This window comes from Microbispora bryophytorum (genome assembly GCF_006874465.1).
In the GTDB taxonomy this organism is placed as follows: domain Bacteria; phylum Actinomycetota; class Actinomycetes; order Streptosporangiales; family Streptosporangiaceae; genus Microbispora; species Microbispora bryophytorum.
This window is the reverse complement of record NZ_VIRL01000007.1, coordinates 110770-127202: the sequence shown is the minus strand read 5'-3', so window position 1 is coordinate 127202 and position 16433 is coordinate 110770. Positions and strand designations below refer to the sequence as shown.

At 69.5% G+C, this 16433-nt stretch carries 17 protein-coding genes; all 17 read left to right on the top strand.

Annotated elements, in window-relative coordinates:
* Nucleotides 1-23 precede the first annotated feature (23 nt).
* The 17 genes from prfA (at nt 24) to FLX07_RS15745 (ending at nt 16423) form a co-directional block, all read left to right on the top strand.
* Nucleotides 24-1070: a peptide chain release factor 1 gene (prfA, locus tag FLX07_RS15830; protein ID WP_142571542.1), complete on the top strand. Its 1047-nt coding sequence runs from the start codon at nt 24-26 to the stop codon at nt 1068-1070.
* Between the two features lie 144 nt (nt 1071-1214).
* Nucleotides 1215-2069 carry a peptide chain release factor N(5)-glutamine methyltransferase gene (gene prmC, locus FLX07_RS15825; protein ID WP_142571541.1) on the top strand — a complete coding sequence of 285 codons (855 nt, stop codon included), beginning with the start codon at nt 1215-1217 and terminating at the stop codon, nt 2067-2069.
* A gap of 66 nt (nt 2070-2135) precedes the next feature.
* The gene (locus tag FLX07_RS15820) at nt 2136-2783 is read left to right on the top strand and encodes an L-threonylcarbamoyladenylate synthase (RefSeq protein WP_142571540.1); all 648 of its coding nucleotides are present in this window, start codon (nt 2136-2138) and stop codon (nt 2781-2783) included.
* A 144-nt stretch (nt 2784-2927) separates the two neighbouring features.
* Nucleotides 2928-5777 (top strand): hypothetical protein, encoded by a 2850-nt coding sequence (locus FLX07_RS36460; RefSeq protein WP_167748256.1) that lies wholly within the window; start codon nt 2928-2930, stop codon nt 5775-5777.
* A 254-nt stretch (nt 5778-6031) separates the two neighbouring features.
* Complete coding sequence (locus FLX07_RS15805; protein WP_142571537.1) at nt 6032-6427, top strand: hypothetical protein; 396 nt, start codon at nt 6032-6034, stop codon at nt 6425-6427.
* Nucleotides 6428-6439: 12 nt separating this feature from the next.
* Nucleotides 6440-7048 (top strand): PLP-dependent aminotransferase family protein, encoded by a 609-nt coding sequence (locus FLX07_RS15800; protein WP_308424420.1) that lies wholly within the window; start codon nt 6440-6442, stop codon nt 7046-7048.
* Nucleotides 7049-7073: 25 nt separating this feature from the next.
* Nucleotides 7074-8486, top strand: coding sequence for an MraY family glycosyltransferase (locus FLX07_RS15795; protein ID WP_142571536.1), 1413 nt, complete (start codon nt 7074-7076; stop codon nt 8484-8486).
* A gap of 145 nt (nt 8487-8631) precedes the next feature.
* Nucleotides 8632-9054 carry a Cg1360 family ATP-synthase-associated protein gene (locus FLX07_RS15790; protein WP_142571535.1) on the top strand — a complete coding sequence of 141 codons (423 nt, stop codon included), beginning with the start codon at nt 8632-8634 and terminating at the stop codon, nt 9052-9054.
* Nucleotides 9055-9116: 62 nt separating this feature from the next.
* Nucleotides 9117-9332, top strand: a complete 216-nt coding sequence (locus FLX07_RS15785; protein ID WP_142571534.1) for a hypothetical protein — start codon at nt 9117-9119, stop codon at nt 9330-9332.
* Between the two features lie 132 nt (nt 9333-9464).
* Entirely contained in the window at nt 9465-10253 is a 789-nt protein-coding gene (gene atpB, locus FLX07_RS15780) for a F0F1 ATP synthase subunit A (RefSeq protein ID WP_142571533.1), read from the top strand.
* A gap of 82 nt (nt 10254-10335) precedes the next feature.
* On the top strand, nt 10336-10560 hold the full coding sequence (gene atpE / locus FLX07_RS15775) for an ATP synthase F0 subunit C (protein ID WP_142571532.1): 225 nt from the start codon (nt 10336-10338) through the stop codon (nt 10558-10560).
* Nucleotides 10561-10589: 29 nt separating this feature from the next.
* Entirely contained in the window at nt 10590-11135 is a 546-nt protein-coding gene (locus FLX07_RS15770; RefSeq protein WP_142571531.1) for a F0F1 ATP synthase subunit B, read from the top strand.
* On the top strand, nt 11135-11944 hold the full coding sequence (locus FLX07_RS15765) for a F0F1 ATP synthase subunit delta (RefSeq protein WP_142571530.1): 810 nt from the start codon (nt 11135-11137) through the stop codon (nt 11942-11944). The genes FLX07_RS15770 and FLX07_RS15765 overlap by 1 nt, the downstream gene beginning before the upstream one ends.
* 24 nt (nt 11945-11968) lie before the next feature.
* Complete coding sequence (gene atpA / locus FLX07_RS15760; RefSeq protein ID WP_142571529.1) at nt 11969-13618, top strand: F0F1 ATP synthase subunit alpha; 1650 nt, start codon at nt 11969-11971, stop codon at nt 13616-13618.
* A 3-nt stretch (nt 13619-13621) separates the two neighbouring features.
* Nucleotides 13622-14521: a F0F1 ATP synthase subunit gamma gene (locus FLX07_RS15755; RefSeq protein ID WP_142571528.1), complete on the top strand. Its 900-nt coding sequence runs from the start codon at nt 13622-13624 to the stop codon at nt 14519-14521.
* Between the two features lies 1 nt (nt 14522).
* On the top strand, nt 14523-15950 hold the full coding sequence (atpD, locus tag FLX07_RS15750) for a F0F1 ATP synthase subunit beta (RefSeq protein WP_142571527.1): 1428 nt from the start codon (nt 14523-14525) through the stop codon (nt 15948-15950).
* 71 nt (nt 15951-16021) lie between these two features.
* Complete coding sequence (locus FLX07_RS15745) at nt 16022-16423, top strand: F0F1 ATP synthase subunit epsilon (RefSeq protein WP_142571526.1); 402 nt, start codon at nt 16022-16024, stop codon at nt 16421-16423.
* Nucleotides 16424-16433 lie beyond the last annotated feature (10 nt).

Sequence of the window (16433 nt, the reverse complement as noted above, 5' to 3'; positions counted from 1 at the left end):
GAGCTTGAGCAAAGGAGTGTGCGGTGAACCTCGACGAGATCATGAGTGAGTTCGCGGATCTGGAACTGCGGCTCGCCGACCCCGCCGTGCACGCCGACCAGAGCAAGGCGCGGACGTACGGCAAGCGTTACGCGGAGCTCACGCCGATCGTCGCGACCTACCGGGAGCTCGAAGCCGTACGGCAGGACGTCGCGGCCGCGCGCGAGCTGGTGGCGGAGGACCCGGCGTTCGCGGAGGAGGCGGCCGAGCTCGAGGCCCGCATCCCGGTGCTGGAGGAGAAGCTCACCCGTCTCCTGGTCCCGCGCGACCCCAACGACGACAAGGACGTCATCATGGAGATCAAGGCGGGTGAGGGCGGCCAGGAGTCGGCCCTGTTCGCCGGAGATCTCCTGCGGATGTACCTCAGGTACGCCGAGCGGATCGGCTACAAGACCGAGATCATCGACGCGCAGCACTCCGACCTCGGCGGCTACAAGGACGTCACCGTCGCCATCAAGGGCAGGGAGGGCGTCTGGTCGCGGCTCAAGTTCGAAGGCGGCGTGCACCGCGTCCAGCGGGTGCCGGTGACCGAGTCGCAGGGCCGCATCCACACCTCGGCAGCCGGAGTGCTCGTCTATCCCGAGGCGGAGGAGGTCGATGTCCAGATCGACCCCAACGACCTGCGCATCGACGTGTTCCGCTCCAGCGGCCCGGGCGGCCAGAGCGTCAACACGACCGACTCGGCCGTGCGGATCACCCATCTGCCGACCGGCGTCGTCGTCTCCTGCCAGAACGAGAAGAGCCAGCTCCAGAACAAGGAGTCGGCGCTGCGCATCCTGCGCGCCCGGCTGCTCGTGATGGCACAGGAGGAGGCCGAGGCGGCCGCGATGGCCGAGCGCAAGTCGCAGGTGCGCACGGTCGACCGCTCCGAGCGCGTCCGCACCTACAACTTCCCGGAGAACCGCATCTCGGATCACCGGGTGGGCTTCAAGGCATACAACCTGGACCAAGTCCTGGACGGCGATCTCGACGCGGTGATACAGGCTTTGCTCGACGCCGAACTCGCGGAGAAGCTGGCCGTTCATTCGTGAGCCCGTGGCGAGCCTGATGAGGGGACGATGGGAGAAACGGTGATGGACGTGGGTCGTGGAACGACGGTGGGCCGTCCGGGCGGCCCGTCCGCCCATGACCGGCGATTCCCCGGCCACGCCGCGACGACCGTGCTGTAAGAGACCATGACCTTCCTGATCGACGAAATCGCCCTCGCCACCGCCCGGCTCGCCGAGGCGGGAGTGCCGTCACCGCGAACGGATGCCGAGGAGATCGCGGCCTTCGTGCACGGCGTCCCGCGCGGCATGCTGCACACGATCAAGGACGCCGACTTCGACGCGCGGTTCTGGGAGGGCGTCGCCCGGCGCGAGGCGCGTGAGCCGCTGCAGCACATCACCGGACGGGCCTACTTCCGCTACCTCTCCCTGGAGGTGGGACCGGGCGTGTTCGTGCCCAGGCCGGAGACCGAGGTCGTGGCCGGCTGGGCCATCGACCGGCTGCGCGAGATGGACGTCACCTCTCCCGTCGTGGTCGACCTCGGCACCGGTTCCGGAGCCATCGCGCTGTCGATCGCGCAGGAGGTCGCGCTGGCGCAGGTGCACGCCGTCGAGATCGACCCCGTGGCGTACGGCTGGGCCAAGCGCAACATCCTCGAACACGGCCAGGGCCGCACCACCCTGCATCCGGAGGATCTGACCGACTGCCTGCGGGAACTGAACGGCCAGGTGGACCTGGTCATCTCCAATCCGCCGTACATCCCGCCCGGAGCGATCCCGCGCGACCCCGAGGTGCGCGACTACGATCCCTCGCGGGCCCTCTACGGGTCGGGGGAGGACGGGCTGGACGAGGTGAGAGCCGTCGAGCGCACGGCGCGGCGGCTGCTGCGGCCGGGCGGGTTCGCCGTGGTCGAGCACGCCGACCAGCAGGGCAACGCCGTCTATTGGCTGTTCGCCGAGGAGAACGGCTGGCGCGACGTGCGGTTGCGCCAGGACCTGACCGGCCGGGACAGGTTCGTCACGGCCCGGCTGACGCAGGACTGACCCGAACGGCCCGATCGGTGCCCACGCGGCGGCGGAGCCGGGCGGGACACGTGGAAGGATGGCTTCGTGAGCCGACGGTTTGACTGTGCCGACCAGACGGAGCGGATGACCGGACTGGCCGAGGCGATCTCGGCGGTGCGGCGGGGCGAGCTTGTGGTGTTTCCCACCGACACCGTCTACGGGGTCGGCGCCGACGCCTTCACCCCTTCCGCCGTCAACGCGCTGCGGGAGGCGAAGGGCCGGGGCAGGGAGATCCCCGTGCCCGTCCTCGTGGGCACCGTACGGGCCGCCAACGCCCTCGTGGAGAGCCTCGGGACGTACGGGCAGGACCTGGCGGACGCGTTCTGGCCCGGGCCGCTCACGCTCATCCTCAGGGCCAACCGGTCGCTGTCGTGGGACCTCGGCGACGCCAAGGGAACGGTCGCCGTCCGCATGCCGCTGCACCCGGTCGCACTGGACCTTCTCAAGGAGACCGGCCCGATGGCGGTCTCCAGCGCCAACCGCGCCGGCAACCCGCCGGCCGTCACGGTGGACGAGGCCGAGGAGCAGCTCGGCGAGCCGGTGGACGTCTATCTCGACGGCGGCCCCTGCGAGGACAAGGTGCCGTCCACGATCGTCGACCTGACCACCGCCGTGCCGCGGGTGCTGCGCAGGGGCGCGATCCCCGTGGACAAGATCCGCGCCCTAGTGGGATACCTCGCGACCGAGGAGTGACCGCGATCCGGGCGGGTGTCTCAAATGACGAGACGTCGTCGGGGCTCTGATCAGGGAGATCGATGCCGTCTGGCTATCGGGCTTCTTTACTGATGCCACCCCGGCTACCGTGAAGTGCGCCGATATCTCTGTGGAGGCGCGCCCATGGCCAAGCTCGACGGGATGGATCCGAAGCTCGTCCGTGAGTTGCTGTCGGAGGTTCAGCACGCAGCGAAGCAGATGGACGGCATCGAGGCCCGGGTCACCCAGTTGACGCGTACGGCCGGCGTCTCCGTGCACGTGACCCATCGGCCGTCGCAGGTCGCCGACGCGTGCTCGACGATGGTCAAGGACGTCACGAACCGCGTCACCCTGCTGGAGAAGAAGGAAAAGCAGCAGAGCACGGGCAAGACGCCCACGACCCACGGGGCCTCCTTCACGGAGGAGAGGGACACCACCGCGCCGGCGGACGATCCGGCGCCGTCCGGTGCGCAGGGCGACAAGGGCGACGGCAAGCCCGACCACAAAGCCGACCACAAGGGCGACGCCAAGCCTGATCACAAGGCCGACGCGAAGACGGACGAGCACAAGGCCGACCACAAGGCCGACGGCAAGCCTGATCACAAGGCCGACGCGAAGACGGACGACCATAAGGGCGACGCCAAGCCCGAGCACAAGGCCGACGCGAAGACGGACGAGCACAAGCCCGACCACAAGGCGGATGCGAAGCCTGATGGCAAGTCCGAGGGGAAGGCGGCCCACGACAAGCAGGACGCCACCCGGACGTCGTCGCATGGTTCCGGCGATTCCGGCACGGCATCGAAGGGTGAGACGTCCCACGGGGCGCACAGCGCCGCCGACGGAGCGACCCGCGCGAACGGCGACGGCGGAGGTCGCGGCGTGGCCGAAGGGAAGCTCTCTGACAAGCCCTCCTACGGCACCGTCGAAGGTTCCCTCGCCCAGATGCCTTCCTCGACACATGGTCCGGCCCACCCCGCCGACACCGCCGGTACGGCCACAGGGACGGGGACAGGAACCGGCACGGGGACGCCTCCGGCCACAGGAACCGGCACGGGGACGCCTCCGGCCACCGGCGCGAGCGGCGACACCGGCGTGGGGACCGGCTCCGGTGCGGGTCAGGCGGGTGTCAACGGCGCCGTAGGCGGCATCGGCGACACGGGTGCGACCGGCGGCGACTCCGGTCAGGTGCACCAGCCCACCGGCCAGGGCCAGCCGACTGGCCAGGATCAGCCGACTGGCCAGGGTCAGCCTGCCGGTCCGGGTCAGCCTGTCGGTGATGGTCAGGGTGTGGGGCAAGGTGCGGGCCACGGGCAGCCTGCCGGTCCGGGTCAGCCTGGCGGTGGTGATCAGATCGTGGGTCAGGATCGGACCGCGAACCACGCGCAGCCCGTCGCCGACAGCCAGGGCGCCGCTCAGAGTCAGTCCGACGGCGGCCCGCAGCCCGTCGCCCAGGGGCAGGACCATAACGCGGGGCAGGGGACTTCAGCTGATTCGAAGGCGGCAGGGGAACAGCCCTCCACCGGCGACAACTCGGCAATCTACGACACCCCCGGCAAGGATCACCCGGACGACATCGACCCCGCCGGTCGGCAGGTGACCGTCGTCGACGGCGTCAAGGTCGTCAGCACTCCGCTGAACCAGCCCAGCGCCGAGCACCCTCAGGGCGTCCAACCGAGCGGCATGCCCGGCGTGGACGCGCCGACGGCGAGCGCCACCGGTGCGCACCCCGACGGGCCGCCCGGGTTGGTGCCGCCCGCCGAGCCGACCAATCCGGCGGCGAACCGGCCTCCACAACCCGGCCTCGCGCCCGGCGATCCCATGGGCGCCTACGTCGGCACGCCTGCGGACAACCTGTCTGGTGATCCGCTCGCAGGGGACAACCCGAACGCTGTGCAGGGGACTTCCGCCGGCCACGCCGCCGTGACGGCGAGCGCCGGCGATCATGCGTACACGGGAGACACGGCCGCAAGCGGTACGGCGACCGGGACCTCGCATCCGGCGACTTCGACGGGTACCACCGGTACGGCCGGTGCTGCGGCACCGGGGGCTGCCGGGATCACGCACCCGGCGGGTACGGCCGACGCGGCGCCTGCGGCGTCTGCGCCGCCCGCAGGGACGAGTGCGCCGAACGGCGCTGCTCATGCGGTCGGGACGGCGGGTGTCACGGGTACCGCCGATGCGGCGCCCGCGACATCAGGCGCGACGGGTGTGGTGACCGGCAGCTTGCAGACGGTGGACACTCCCGGCGCCGGGCACACGGCGGGTACGACCGGCACGGCGACCGGCACCCTGCACGCGGCGGGGCCGGCAGCCGGCGGCGGCCAGGTGGCTGGGACGGTGGGGACAGCGGGCGCGACGGGCACTGGTGACGGTGGTGCGACGGGCCACGCCGGCACGACCGGTGTGAGCGATACGGCCGACGGCGCGGCCGGTACGAGCGGGCGAGCGTGCGACAACGATGCCGCCACGGGCGCGGGCGGGGCAGCCGGGGCGGCCGGGGACAACACGGCGACGCAGGGCTCCGGCGCATACGGCGCGGCGACGCATGGCCATGGCTCGCACGGCCCGGCGACGCATGGTCATGGCTCACACGGTGCGGGATCCCATGGTCATGGCATGCACGGTGCGGGAGCGCATGGCCCGGGGACGTACAGCGCGGGGACCAGCGGCGCAGCGGAGGCGAGCGGTGCAGCGGAGACGAGCGGTGCGGCGGGGAGGCCGGACACCGGCCAGGCTCCGGCTCCCGGTCCCCGGTCACCCGCCGCGCAGCCCGGGGACTCGCTCACCTATCCGGCCCGCCACTCGGCCGACGAGGCCGTGCCGCGCATGCCCGTGGATCACCATCGGGACATCGAGCCCGTGGACATGCAGGACGTCGGCGTTCCGGAAGGGGAGTGGGGCAAGGACGACTGGGTGGACAGGAAGATCCAGCCCGACAGTTCCGCCGGCCACGCCGAGGCCGTCGAAGTCATCGTCCAGAAGCCGGAGAAGTGAGGCGTGCGCGCGACGCTCCCGCTCGGGCGGGAAGGCCCGTCTCGCGAGGATCTCTTCCCCGCGACCCGCGCAACCGGCGCAACCGGCGCAACCGGCGCAACCTGCGCGACTCGCGCGACCTGCGCGGCCGGGCCGGATGACGGCGCGGGGCGAGACGGTCACCGGATGAGCAGAGCCGAGCGGCCCACCGGGGTGCTCGGGACAGGGCGGGCGATGACCAACGCCGGTGTGCTGGCCGGCTTCGCATAGGAGGCATGATCGTGAGTTATGTCGACCCGCCGGCGCCGACTCCGCTGCAGCCGGGGGAGACCCCGCCGGCGCCGTCGAGCACCGACCTGCTCTCACCCGGCGGGCAGCCGACGGGTTGGGTGTTCAACCCGGAGTACCAGAAGCTCGTCGACCTGTGGCTGCAGGTGGTCCCGCTGATGGACCAGCTCACCAAGTCTCTGGACAAGCCATACCAAATGGCACGAAGTAGGGATGTATGGGACGCTCCGGTTGCCGAGCGGTACGTCCAGGACGTGACCGAATGGCGCAACCGGCTCGGGATGTACCGGCAGGCGGTGCTGACGGCGATCAGCGACCAGGCGGCGGACACGCCGCGCTGGATACCGGGCAAGGCCGGTGCGCCGCACGCCTTCACTTCCTGAGCGACGACCGCCATCCGTGACAACGTCCTGAACGGCGATGACGCCCGGCTGCGCGGCGGGCTCCAGTTCATCGCCGACAAGAATCTGCCGTCGCTCGCCGTCCTCGCCGCGCTCGGTTCGGTGCTCAACGGCAAGTACGCCGAGGGCTACCCGGGCCACAGGTACGACCGCGGCGGCGAGATGGCCGACCGCGCGGAGCAGATCGCCGTGGAGCGGCCAAGCGGTTGTTCGGGGCAGATCATGCCACCGTGCAGCCCTACCGCGGCACCACGGCCATCCTGGCGGCGTACGCGGCCCTTCTACGGCCGGGGGACACCGTCGCTCGCGCCGGAGCGCGGCGGCCACATCACCCGCGGGTCCAAGGTCAACTTTTCCGGCAGGTGGTTCCACGTCGTCTCCGACGACCGTGACCTCCGGGAGCAGGACCGGCACGCTCTGCGCGACCACCCAGGACACGGGCGCGGCGGAAATGAGGGAGATCGCGTCTCTCGTCGTCCGGGCCATCCGGCAGCCGGGTGCGATAACGTCGATCCTCGAACGGGTAAAGGGGCTGACCGCGACGCATCTGGCATATCCCCGTCAGGGATAGGGCGCTCTATGTCTTTTGCCTGTCACAACTGATCCGCCTATCCAGGAAACTAGGTCAGTGCGCGAATATCTCCTCTTGGCGCTCGTGGCGGCCGCGGTGACGTACCTGCTGGTGCCGATGGTCAGGGCGTTCGCCCTGCGTATCGGCGCGGCGCCCGAGGTGCGGGAGCGGGACGTGCACACGGTGCCCACCCCACGCCTGGGCGGGCTCGCGATGTTCGGCGGCATGGCGGCGGCACTGCTGGTGGCGAGCAAGCTGCCGTACGTCGGCGGCGCGTTCGACAGCGGCCAGACGGGTCAGACGGTCACGGCCCTCCTCGCGGCCGGCGGCCTGATCGTGATCACCGGTTTCCTGGACGACTGGCTCGGCATGGACGCGCTGGTGAAGCTGGGCGGCCAGATCGCGGCGGGCGGGCTGCTCGTCTACTTCGGTGTTTACCTGCAGTTTCTCCCGCTGCCGCAGTCGATGGGCGGCTCCCAGGCCCTCGACACCACCCTGCACACGATCCTCACCATCATGATCGTGGTCGTGGTGATCAACGCGGTGAACTTCGTCGACGGGCTCGACGGCCTGGCCGCGGGGATCGTCGGGATCGCGGCGATGGCGACCTTCGCCTACTCGATCGTGCTGCAGCAGACCGCGAGCGGGTCGCGGATCAACGGGACGGCCGCCATCGCGGCGATCCTCATCGGAATGTGCGCGGGCTTCCTGCCGCACAACTTCAACCCCGCCAAGATCTTCATGGGCGACACCGGCGCCATGCTGCTCGGCCTGCTGCTCGCCACCTCGCTGATCACGAGCCTGTCGTCGGTCGAGCCGGACGCGGTCGTCGGCAAGATCAACCGGTTCCCGGTGATCCTGCCGCTGGTGCTGCCGATCGCGGTCGTGGTGCTCCCGCTGGCCGACCTGATCATGGCGGTCGTCCGGCGGACATCGGCGGGGTTGTCCCCGTTCGCCCCCGACCGCGGCCACCTGCACCACCGGATGCTCGACATCGGCCACTCCCACCGCCGCAGCGTGCTGATCATGTACGCCTGGACGTTCCTTTTCGCCTTCGCGATCGTGGGCCTGTCGATCGGCCGCGTGCCGCTCATGGTGTTCCCGCTGACGATCGTGCTCGCGGTGGCGGTGCTGGTGATCATGGGCCTGCCCCGCTGGCGGTCGCGCCGCAACGCGGCGCAGGACCCCAAGGGCGACCAGCGATTCGCTGCGCGTCCGGCGGGGAGTCGCTCGCCCGGCGCCGGTCCCGCCAGACTCGGGACGACCGAGCACGACACGCTCGTCTACCCCATCGTCCCGTCGCCCGCCCCGCCCGTCACCCCCGGGCAGGCCGCTCCCACCGGTTCCGGCCAGGCGGTCCCCGGAGGGCTGCCCGCGCAGGGCCGCCATCCCTACCCGGGTCAGGGCGCCCCGGGTTCCCCCGGGGGGCCTCCCACCACTTCCCGAGCCGACACCGGGACCTTCCTCTGAGTCGTCCCCGCAGGTCGGCACCGACCCGAAACGCCAGGTAAAGGCGGCACTCCAGGGCTTGTGATAGCTTTCACTAGCAAGGGGCGAGGGCAACGACGCCCCAGTAGGTAGCAATCGCTCGTTTGACAACCGATTCTGGAGTCCCATGCAGGCCAACGACGTGCGCGTTCTCAAGGGCGCCGCCGTGCCGACCTTGATCGTCGGTCTCCTCGCCGCGCTCATCGCGGTGTTCACGACCGGGGCCAAGGGTGCGTTGGGCGCCGGCATCGGTCTTGTCCTCGTCGCCGCCTTCTTCACCGTCGGACTGGTCGTCGTCTCCTGGGCCGGCCGGATCTCGCCCATGGCGATGATGGCGGCGGCCGTGCTGGGTTACGTCGTCAAGATTCTCGCGATCATGGCGATGATGAACGCCTTCTCCGGCACGACCGCGTTCGACTCCCGGGTGTTCGCGCTGAGCGTCATCGCCTGCACGCTCGCCTGGACCATCGGTGAGATGCGCGGATTCATGAAGCTCAAGCTGCTTTATGTGGAGCCCGAGGCGAAGGTTCCCGGGCAGGGCAGCGGATGACCATGCGTACGGGGCAGCCCGATATGACTAGTCCGCATGGCTCCTGCTATCGTCGTGCCGCGATGAGCGAACAGGAGCGCAGGCCCGAGACCGACGGCCGCGACTTCGCTGACGCCGCCTGGTCCGTCCCGAGCTATCTGCTGTCCGGGATGCTGATATGGGGCGGCCTCGGCTGGTTGCTGAGCTGGTGGACCGGCGTGCATGCGTTCATCCCCATAGGCGTCATTCTCGGGGTCGGGCTGGCTGCCTACCTCGTCTATCTGAAGTACGGCCGCTGACAGCCGGCCCGCTTCCCACGCTCTTCTGTTGATCCAATCGTTGAAGGGAACGCCCGTGCGCGAGCGTAGCGAACGGACGAACAAGCACATGCTTCGGGCATTCGGCCCCGAGCAGGTAGGCGAGGTGGCCAAGTGACCCCCCTCATGCTCGTCGCCGAGGACTTCACGGCGCCGGGACCGTCCATCTTCGACTTTCCCCCGCTGTATGAGGGTGCCCCGTCCTGGCTGACCAAGCCGGTGCTCATGGCGATCTTCGGCGCCATCGTGGTGACCGCCCTCGCGTGGAGTGCCTTCGCCAACCCCAAGCTCGTGCCCCGGGGCATGCAGAACGTCGGCGAGATGGGCTACCAGTTCGTCCGCGATCAGGTTGCCCGCCCGTTCCTGGGCAAGGACGCCGAGCGGTGGATGCCGCTGCTGATCAGCCTGTTCTTCCTGATCTTGTTGTGGAACCTCTTCGGTGTCATCCCGCTGATCCAGATCCCGGTCGCGTCGCACATCGCGTTCCCCATCGTCTTCGCGGTCACCATCTACGTGATCAAGGTCTATCTGGGCATCAAGCATCAGGGCCTCGGTGGCTACTTCAAGAACATGATGTTCCCGCCCGGACTGCCGAAGGCGATCTACGTGCTGCTCGCGCCGATCGAGTTCCTGTCGAACTTGATCATCGCGCCCTTCACGCACGCCGTCCGGCTCTTCGCGAACATGTTCGCCGGACACCTGATCCTGGCCTTCTTCAGCGCCGTCGGATTCTGGTTCCTCTTCGAGAAGCCGACCCTGCTCGGCGCGGGCCTCGGCGTCGTCGGCGCGATCATGACGATCGCGATGACCGGCTTCGAGATGTTCATCGAGTTCCTGCAGGCCTTCCTGTTCACCCTGCTGGCCGCCATGTACATCGGCGGCTCGCTGCACCCCGACCACTGACGGATCTCTGAGACCCGCCCCTTACGTAGACCAGACCGGTGAGTTAGGCACTCACCGGCCGACCAGTAAAGGAAGAACAGCAATGAGCGTTCTCGCTGAAGTCGCCGGCAACCTTGGTGCGATCGGTTACGGCCTCGCCGCCATCGGCCCCGGCATCGGCGTGGGCATCATCTTCGGTCAGGGCGTGCAGGCCATCGCCCGCCAGCCCGAGGCCTACGGTCTTATCCGGCAGAACATGCTGCTCGGCTTCGTCCTCACCGAGGCGCTGGCCCTCATCGGCCTCGTCGCCCCCTTCATCTACGGCTGACGTACCCACTTTGAAGGAAGGCTGCACCTATGACTCTGGCAGCTACGCTCCTGGCGGCTGAGGGGGAGAACCCCCTCATCCCGCACGCATACGAGCTGGTCGTCGGCAGCTTCGCCTTCCTCGTCGTCTTCCTCGTCGTCGGAAAGATCCTCACCCCGCGCATCCAGAAGACGCTGGCCGAGCGGACCGAGGCTATCGAGGGCGGCATCAAGAAGGCCGAGGACGCCCAGGCCGAAGCTCAGCGCACTCTGGAGCAGTACCGGGCACAGCTCGCGGAGGCCCGCCAGGAGGCGGCTCGACTCCGCGAGGAGGCCCGCGAGCAGGGCGCCGCGATCAAGGCCGAGCTCCGCGAGGAGGCCCAGACCGAGGCGCGGCGCATCATCGAGGCGGCCCACGCCCAGATCGAGGCCGACCGTCAGCAGGCGATCACCCAGCTGCGCGGTGAGATCGGGCGTCTGTCCACCGAGCTGGCGAGCCGCATCGTCGGTGAGTCGCTCGAGGACGAGGCCCGCCAGCGCCGCATCGTGGACCGGTTCCTCGAAGAGCTCGAGGGCCGGCCGGAGACGGTCCGCTGATGCGCGGCCTCAGCAGGACCGCCCTGACGGAGGTCGAGGAGCGGTTCAACAGCGCCGCCGCGGCCGCCGACCTCGGTGCCCTCGCCGAGGAGCTTTTCGCCGTCGCCGACCTCTTCGACCGTGAGCACGGGCTGCGGCGGGGTCTTTCCGACTCCTCGCGCCCGGCAGAGCAGAAGGAGAGCATCCTGCGCTCCCTGCTCCAGGGCAAGGTCGGCGACGCCGGGCTGGAGATCGCGGTCGCCGCGGTCGGGGCGAAGTGGTCCAGGGCCGGCGACCTGCCGGACGCCCTGGAGCGTGTCGGCGTGATGTCCGCGGCCGCCGAGGCCGAGTCGGAGCGCCGCCTCGACGACGTCGAGGACGAGCTGTTCCGCTTCGGTCGCATCCTCGCCGCCAACCCGCAGCTGCGCCGCGCGCTCAGCGACCCGGCCGTCCCGGCCGAGCTTAAGCGCGACCTGCTCACCACGCTGATCGGCGGGAAGGCCGCCCCCTCCACCGTACGGCTCGTCACGCAGGCTGTCGTGCACCCGCGGGGACGTAGCCTGGAGACGGCGCTGGAGGAGTTCGGCTGGATCGTCGCGCGGGCGCGCGAGCGCCTGGTGGGCGTGGTCCGCAGTGCGGTGCCGCTCTCACAGCAGCAGAAGCAGCGGCTCGCGGCCTGGCTGCGAACCACCTACGGGCGAGACGTCCACCTGAACGTCGAGGTGGATCCGGAGGTGCTCGGTGGGTTCTCCGTCAGGGTCGGAGACGAGTACATCGACACCACGATCGCCGGACGTATCGAAGAAGTCCGCCGCCGGTTGGCCGGCTGAGGCGAATAGGGAGACAAGAAAGAGATGGCGGAGCTTACGATCCGGCCGGACGAGATCCGGGACGCCCTTGAGCGCTTCGTCCAGGCGTACGAGCCGGAAGGTGCCGCGCGCGAGGAGATCGGGACCGTCGTCGACGCCGGGGACGGCATCGCCCATGTCTCCGGCCTTCCCTCGGCGATGGCGAACGAACTGCTCGAATTCGAGAACGGCACCCGCGGCCTGGCGCTGAACCTCGACGTCCGCGAGATCGGTGCGGTCGTCCTGGGCGACTTCAGCGGCATCGAGGAGGGCCAGCAGGTCCGCCGCACCGGCGAGGTCCTGTCGGTGCCGGTCGGCGACGACTTCCTCGGCCGTGTGGTCGACCCCCTGGGCAACCCGCTCGACGGCAAGGGCCCGATCGCCGCGGAGGGCCGCCGCGCCCTCGAGCTGCAGGCCCCCTCGGTGGTCCAGCGCCAGCCGGTGAAGGAGCCGCTGCAGACCGGCCTCAAGGCGATCGACGCCATGACGCCGATCGGCCGCGGCCAGCGTCAGCTGATCATCGGCGACCGCGGCACCGGCAAGACCGCGATCGCGGTCGACACCATCCTCAACCAGAGGGAGAACTGGCTCTCCGGCGACCCGAGCCGCCAGGTTCGCTGCATCTACGTCGCCGTCGGCCAGAAGGGCTCCACGATCGCCCAGGTGCGGGGCCGCCTCGAGGAGGCGGGCGCGCTGGAGTACACCACCATCGTCGCCGCTCCGGCCTCCGACCCCGCGGGCTACAAGTACATCGCCCCGTACACCGGTTCGGCCATCGGCCAGCACTGGATGTACCAGGGCAAGCACGTGCTGATCGTCTTCGACGACCTGACCAAGCAGGCCGACGCCTACCGCGCCGTGTCGCTGCTGCTGCGTCGTCCGCCGGGCCGTGAGGCGTTCCCCGGCGACGTCTTCTACCTCCACTCGCGTCTGCTGGAGCGCTGCGCCAAGCTCTCGGCCGACATGGGCGGCGGCTCGATGACCGGTCTTCCGATCATCGAGACCAAGGGCAACGACGTGTCGGCCTTCATCCCGACCAACGTCATCTCCATCACCGACGGCCAGTGCTTCCTGGAGACCGACCTGTTCAACGCCGGCGTCCGCCCGGCGATCAACGTCGGTGTCTCGGTCTCCCGAGTCGGTGGTTCCGCGCAGGTCAAGGCCATGCGCAAGGTGGCCGGCACGCTCCGTCTGTCGCTGTCCCAGTTCCGCGACCTGGAGGCCTTCGCGGCCTTCGCCTCCGACCTGGACGCGGCCTCCCGCGCCCAGCTGGAGCGCGGCGCCCGCCTGGTCGAGCTGCTCAAGCAGCCGCAGTACAGCCCGTTCCCGGTCGAGAAGCAGGTCGTCTCGGTGTGGGCCGGCACCACCGGCGAGCTGGACGACGTGCCGGTCGAGGACATCCGCCGCTTCGAGGCGGAGTTCCTCGACTACCTCGGCACCGCCCAGAAGGGTGTCTTCGACAGCATCCGCGAGACCAGGGAGCTGACGGACGACACGGTGACCGCTCTCAAGGACGCCATCACGGAGTTCAAGAAGGGCTTCACCACCTCCAGCGGTGAGCTGCTCGTCAACGACGAGCCGGTGGAGGCGCTCGACGCCAGCGAGGTCGGCCAGGAGAAGGTCGTCAAGCACGTTCGCAAGGTTGAGGCGAAGTAACCCATGGGTGCCCAGCTTCGACTGCTGCGGCGGCGGATCAAGTCGGTCAAGTCCACCGCGAAGATCACCCGCGCGCAGGAGCTGATCGCCTCGTCGCGCATCGTCAAGGCGCAGCAGCGGATGCAGGCGGCCGTGCCGTACGAGCGGGAGATCACCCACGCGGTGTCGGCGGTCCTGTCGAACACGACCAACGTCGACCACCCGCTCACGGTGGCCAAGGAGCAGCCGGCCACGGCCGGCGTCCTCATCGTCACGAGCGACCGCGGTTTCGCCGGCGGCTACAACGCCAACATCCTCCGTGAGGCCGAGGCGCTGAAGGGCCACCTGGTGGGTCGCGGCCTGACCGTGAAGCCGTACGTCGTGGGCCGCAAGGGCCTCACCTGGCACCGCTTCCGCGGCCGGGAGATGTTCGGCGAGTGGGACGGCTTCTCCGACAACCCGTCGTACGGCAACGCCAAGGAGATCGCCGGCGCGCTCATCACGGCGTTCAAGGCGGAGGACGGGATCGACGAGATCCACATCGTCTACACCGGGTTCGTCTCGATGCTGACGCAGAACGTGATCGTCAAGCGGATCCTGCCGCTCGAGGTCGAGGAGGCGGAGACGCCCCCGGAGGGCATCCCGCCCTACTACGAGTTCGAGCCGACGGCCGGTGACGTGCTCGACTCGCTGCTGCCGCGCTACATCGAGTCGCGCATCTACAACGCGCTGCTCCAGTCGGCCGCCTCCGAGCACGCCGCTCGGCGCCGCGCGATGAAGTCGGCCACCGACAACGCCAACGAGCTCATCCGCGTGTTCACCCAGCAGATGAACCAGGCGCGTCAGGCCGAGATCACCCAGGAAATCAGCGAGATCGTCGGTGGCGCGAACGCGCTGGCTGACGCCGCAGCGGGGAAAGAGTGAAATGACCGCACAGACTGTTGAGACCACCGTGGGCCGTGTCGCCCGCGTCACCGGTCCGGTCGTCGACGTGGAGTTCCCCGTCGAGGCCATGCCGGAGATCTACAACGCGCTCACCGTCGACGTCGCGCTCGGCGGCGAGACCAAGACCCTGACCCTTGAGGTCGCCCAGCACCTCGGCGACAACATCGTCCGGGCCATCTCCATGCAGCCCACCGACGGCCTGGTCCGCGGTGCCGCCGTCACCGACTCCGGCGCCGCGATCTCGGTGCCGGTCGGCGACGTGGTCAAGGGCCACGTGTGGAACGCGCTGGGCGAGCCGCTCGACGCGGGCAAGGCCACCATCCAGGTCAGCGAGCGCTGGCCGATCCACCGTCAGGCGCCGGCGTTCGACCAGCTCGAGGCCCGTACGGAGATGCTGCCCACCGGCATCAAGGTCATCGACCTGCTCACGCCGTACGTGAAGGGCGGCAAGATCGGTCTGTTCGGCGGCGCGGGCGTCGGCAAGACCGTTCTGATCCAGGAGATGATCCGCCGCGTCGCGCTGAAGTTCTCGGGCACCTCGGTGTTCGCGGGCGTCGGCGAGCGTACCCGTGAGGGCAACGACCTGTGGCTGGAGATGGAGGAGGCGGACGTCCTCAAGGACACCGCGCTCGTCTTCGGCCAGATGGACGAGCCCCCGGGCACCCGTCTGCGGGTGGCGCTGTCGGCTCTGACCATGGCGGAGTACTTCCGCGACGTGCAGAAGCAGGACGTGCTGCTGTTCATCGACAACATCTTCCGTTTCACCCAGGCGGGTTCGGAGGTGTCCACGCTGCTCGGCCGCATGCCGTCCGCCGTGGGTTACCAGCCGACCCTCGCCGACGAGATGGGTGTGCTCCAGGAGCGCATCACCTCGACCCGCGGTCACTCGATCACCTCCATGCAGGCGATCTACGTGCCCGCGGACGACATCACCGACCCGGCGCCGCACAACGCGTTCGCGCACCTCGACGCGCAGACCGTGCTGTCCCGGCCGATCTCGGAGAAGGGCATCTACCCCGCGGTGGACCCGCTCGACTCCTCCTCGCGGATCCTCGACCCGCAGATCATCGGTGAGGAGCACTACGCGGTCGCCCAGGAGACCAAGCGAATCCTGCAGAAGTACAAGGAACTGCAGGACATCATCGCCATCCTGGGCATCGACGAGCTCTCGGAAGAAGACAAGGTCACCGTTCAGCGGGCGCGCCGCATCGAGCGGTTCCTGTCCCACCCGATGTACGCCGCGGAGGCGTTCACCGGCCAGCCGGGCGAGTTCGTCCCGCTGGACGAGACCATCGCCTCGTTCAAGGGCCTGTGCGCCGGCGAGTACGACCACCTGCCCGAGCAGGCCTTCTTCATGGTCGGCGGCATCGAGCAGGCCATCGCCAAGGCGAAGGAACTCGAGCGCTAGGACGCCTTCGACGCCTGTACGGCACGGCCGTGGCCGCGCCGTACAGGCGTCCGTCGAAAGGGAGCTGAGAAGTGGCAAAGCTTCGCGTGGGCGTCGTGTCGCCGGAACGTGAGATCTGGACGGGCGAGGCCGACATGGTCATTGCCAAGACCGTGGACGGCGAGATCGGTATTATGCCGAACCACGCCCCCGTTCTCGGTGTCCTCGTCGAGGGCGGGGTGCTGCGCGTCAAGCGCGGCGACGGAGGCGACCTCGTGGCCGCGGTGCACGGCGGATTCATCTCCGTCGCCGACAACGACGTGTCGATCCTGGCGGAGGCGGCCGAGCTCGGCTCCGAGGTCGACGTCGCGCGGGCCAAGGACGCGCTGCAGCGTGCTCAGGCCTCGATCGAGGCCGACCAGGAGGACGCGGACGCACGACTGCAGGCCAAGCGTGCGGCCGCCCGGCTGCGGGCGGCCGGCGAAGAGGTCTGACACGACAGGA

Excerpts from the sequence above, each read along its gene's own strand:
- prmC (WP_142571541.1), top strand. The coding sequence starts at position 1,215 with ATGACCTTCCTGATCGACGAAATCGCCCTCGCCACCGCCCGGCTCGCC.
- FLX07_RS36460 (WP_167748256.1), top strand. The coding sequence starts at position 2,928 with ATGGCCAAGCTCGACGGGATGGATCCGAAGCTCGTCCGTGAGTTGCTG.
- FLX07_RS15805 (WP_142571537.1), top strand. The coding sequence starts at position 6,032 with ATGATCGTGAGTTATGTCGACCCGCCGGCGCCGACTCCGCTGCAGCCG.
- FLX07_RS15790 (WP_142571535.1), top strand. The coding sequence starts at position 8,632 with ATGCAGGCCAACGACGTGCGCGTTCTCAAGGGCGCCGCCGTGCCGACC.
- FLX07_RS15785 (WP_142571534.1), top strand. The coding sequence starts at position 9,117 with ATGAGCGAACAGGAGCGCAGGCCCGAGACCGACGGCCGCGACTTCGCT.
- atpE (WP_142571532.1), top strand. The coding sequence starts at position 10,336 with ATGAGCGTTCTCGCTGAAGTCGCCGGCAACCTTGGTGCGATCGGTTAC.
- FLX07_RS15770 (WP_142571531.1), top strand. The coding sequence starts at position 10,590 with ATGACTCTGGCAGCTACGCTCCTGGCGGCTGAGGGGGAGAACCCCCTC.
- FLX07_RS15765 (WP_142571530.1), top strand. The coding sequence starts at position 11,135 with ATGCGCGGCCTCAGCAGGACCGCCCTGACGGAGGTCGAGGAGCGGTTC.
- atpA (WP_142571529.1), top strand. The coding sequence starts at position 11,969 with ATGGCGGAGCTTACGATCCGGCCGGACGAGATCCGGGACGCCCTTGAG.
- FLX07_RS15755 (WP_142571528.1), top strand. The coding sequence starts at position 13,622 with ATGGGTGCCCAGCTTCGACTGCTGCGGCGGCGGATCAAGTCGGTCAAG.
- atpD (WP_142571527.1), top strand. The coding sequence starts at position 14,523 with ATGACCGCACAGACTGTTGAGACCACCGTGGGCCGTGTCGCCCGCGTC.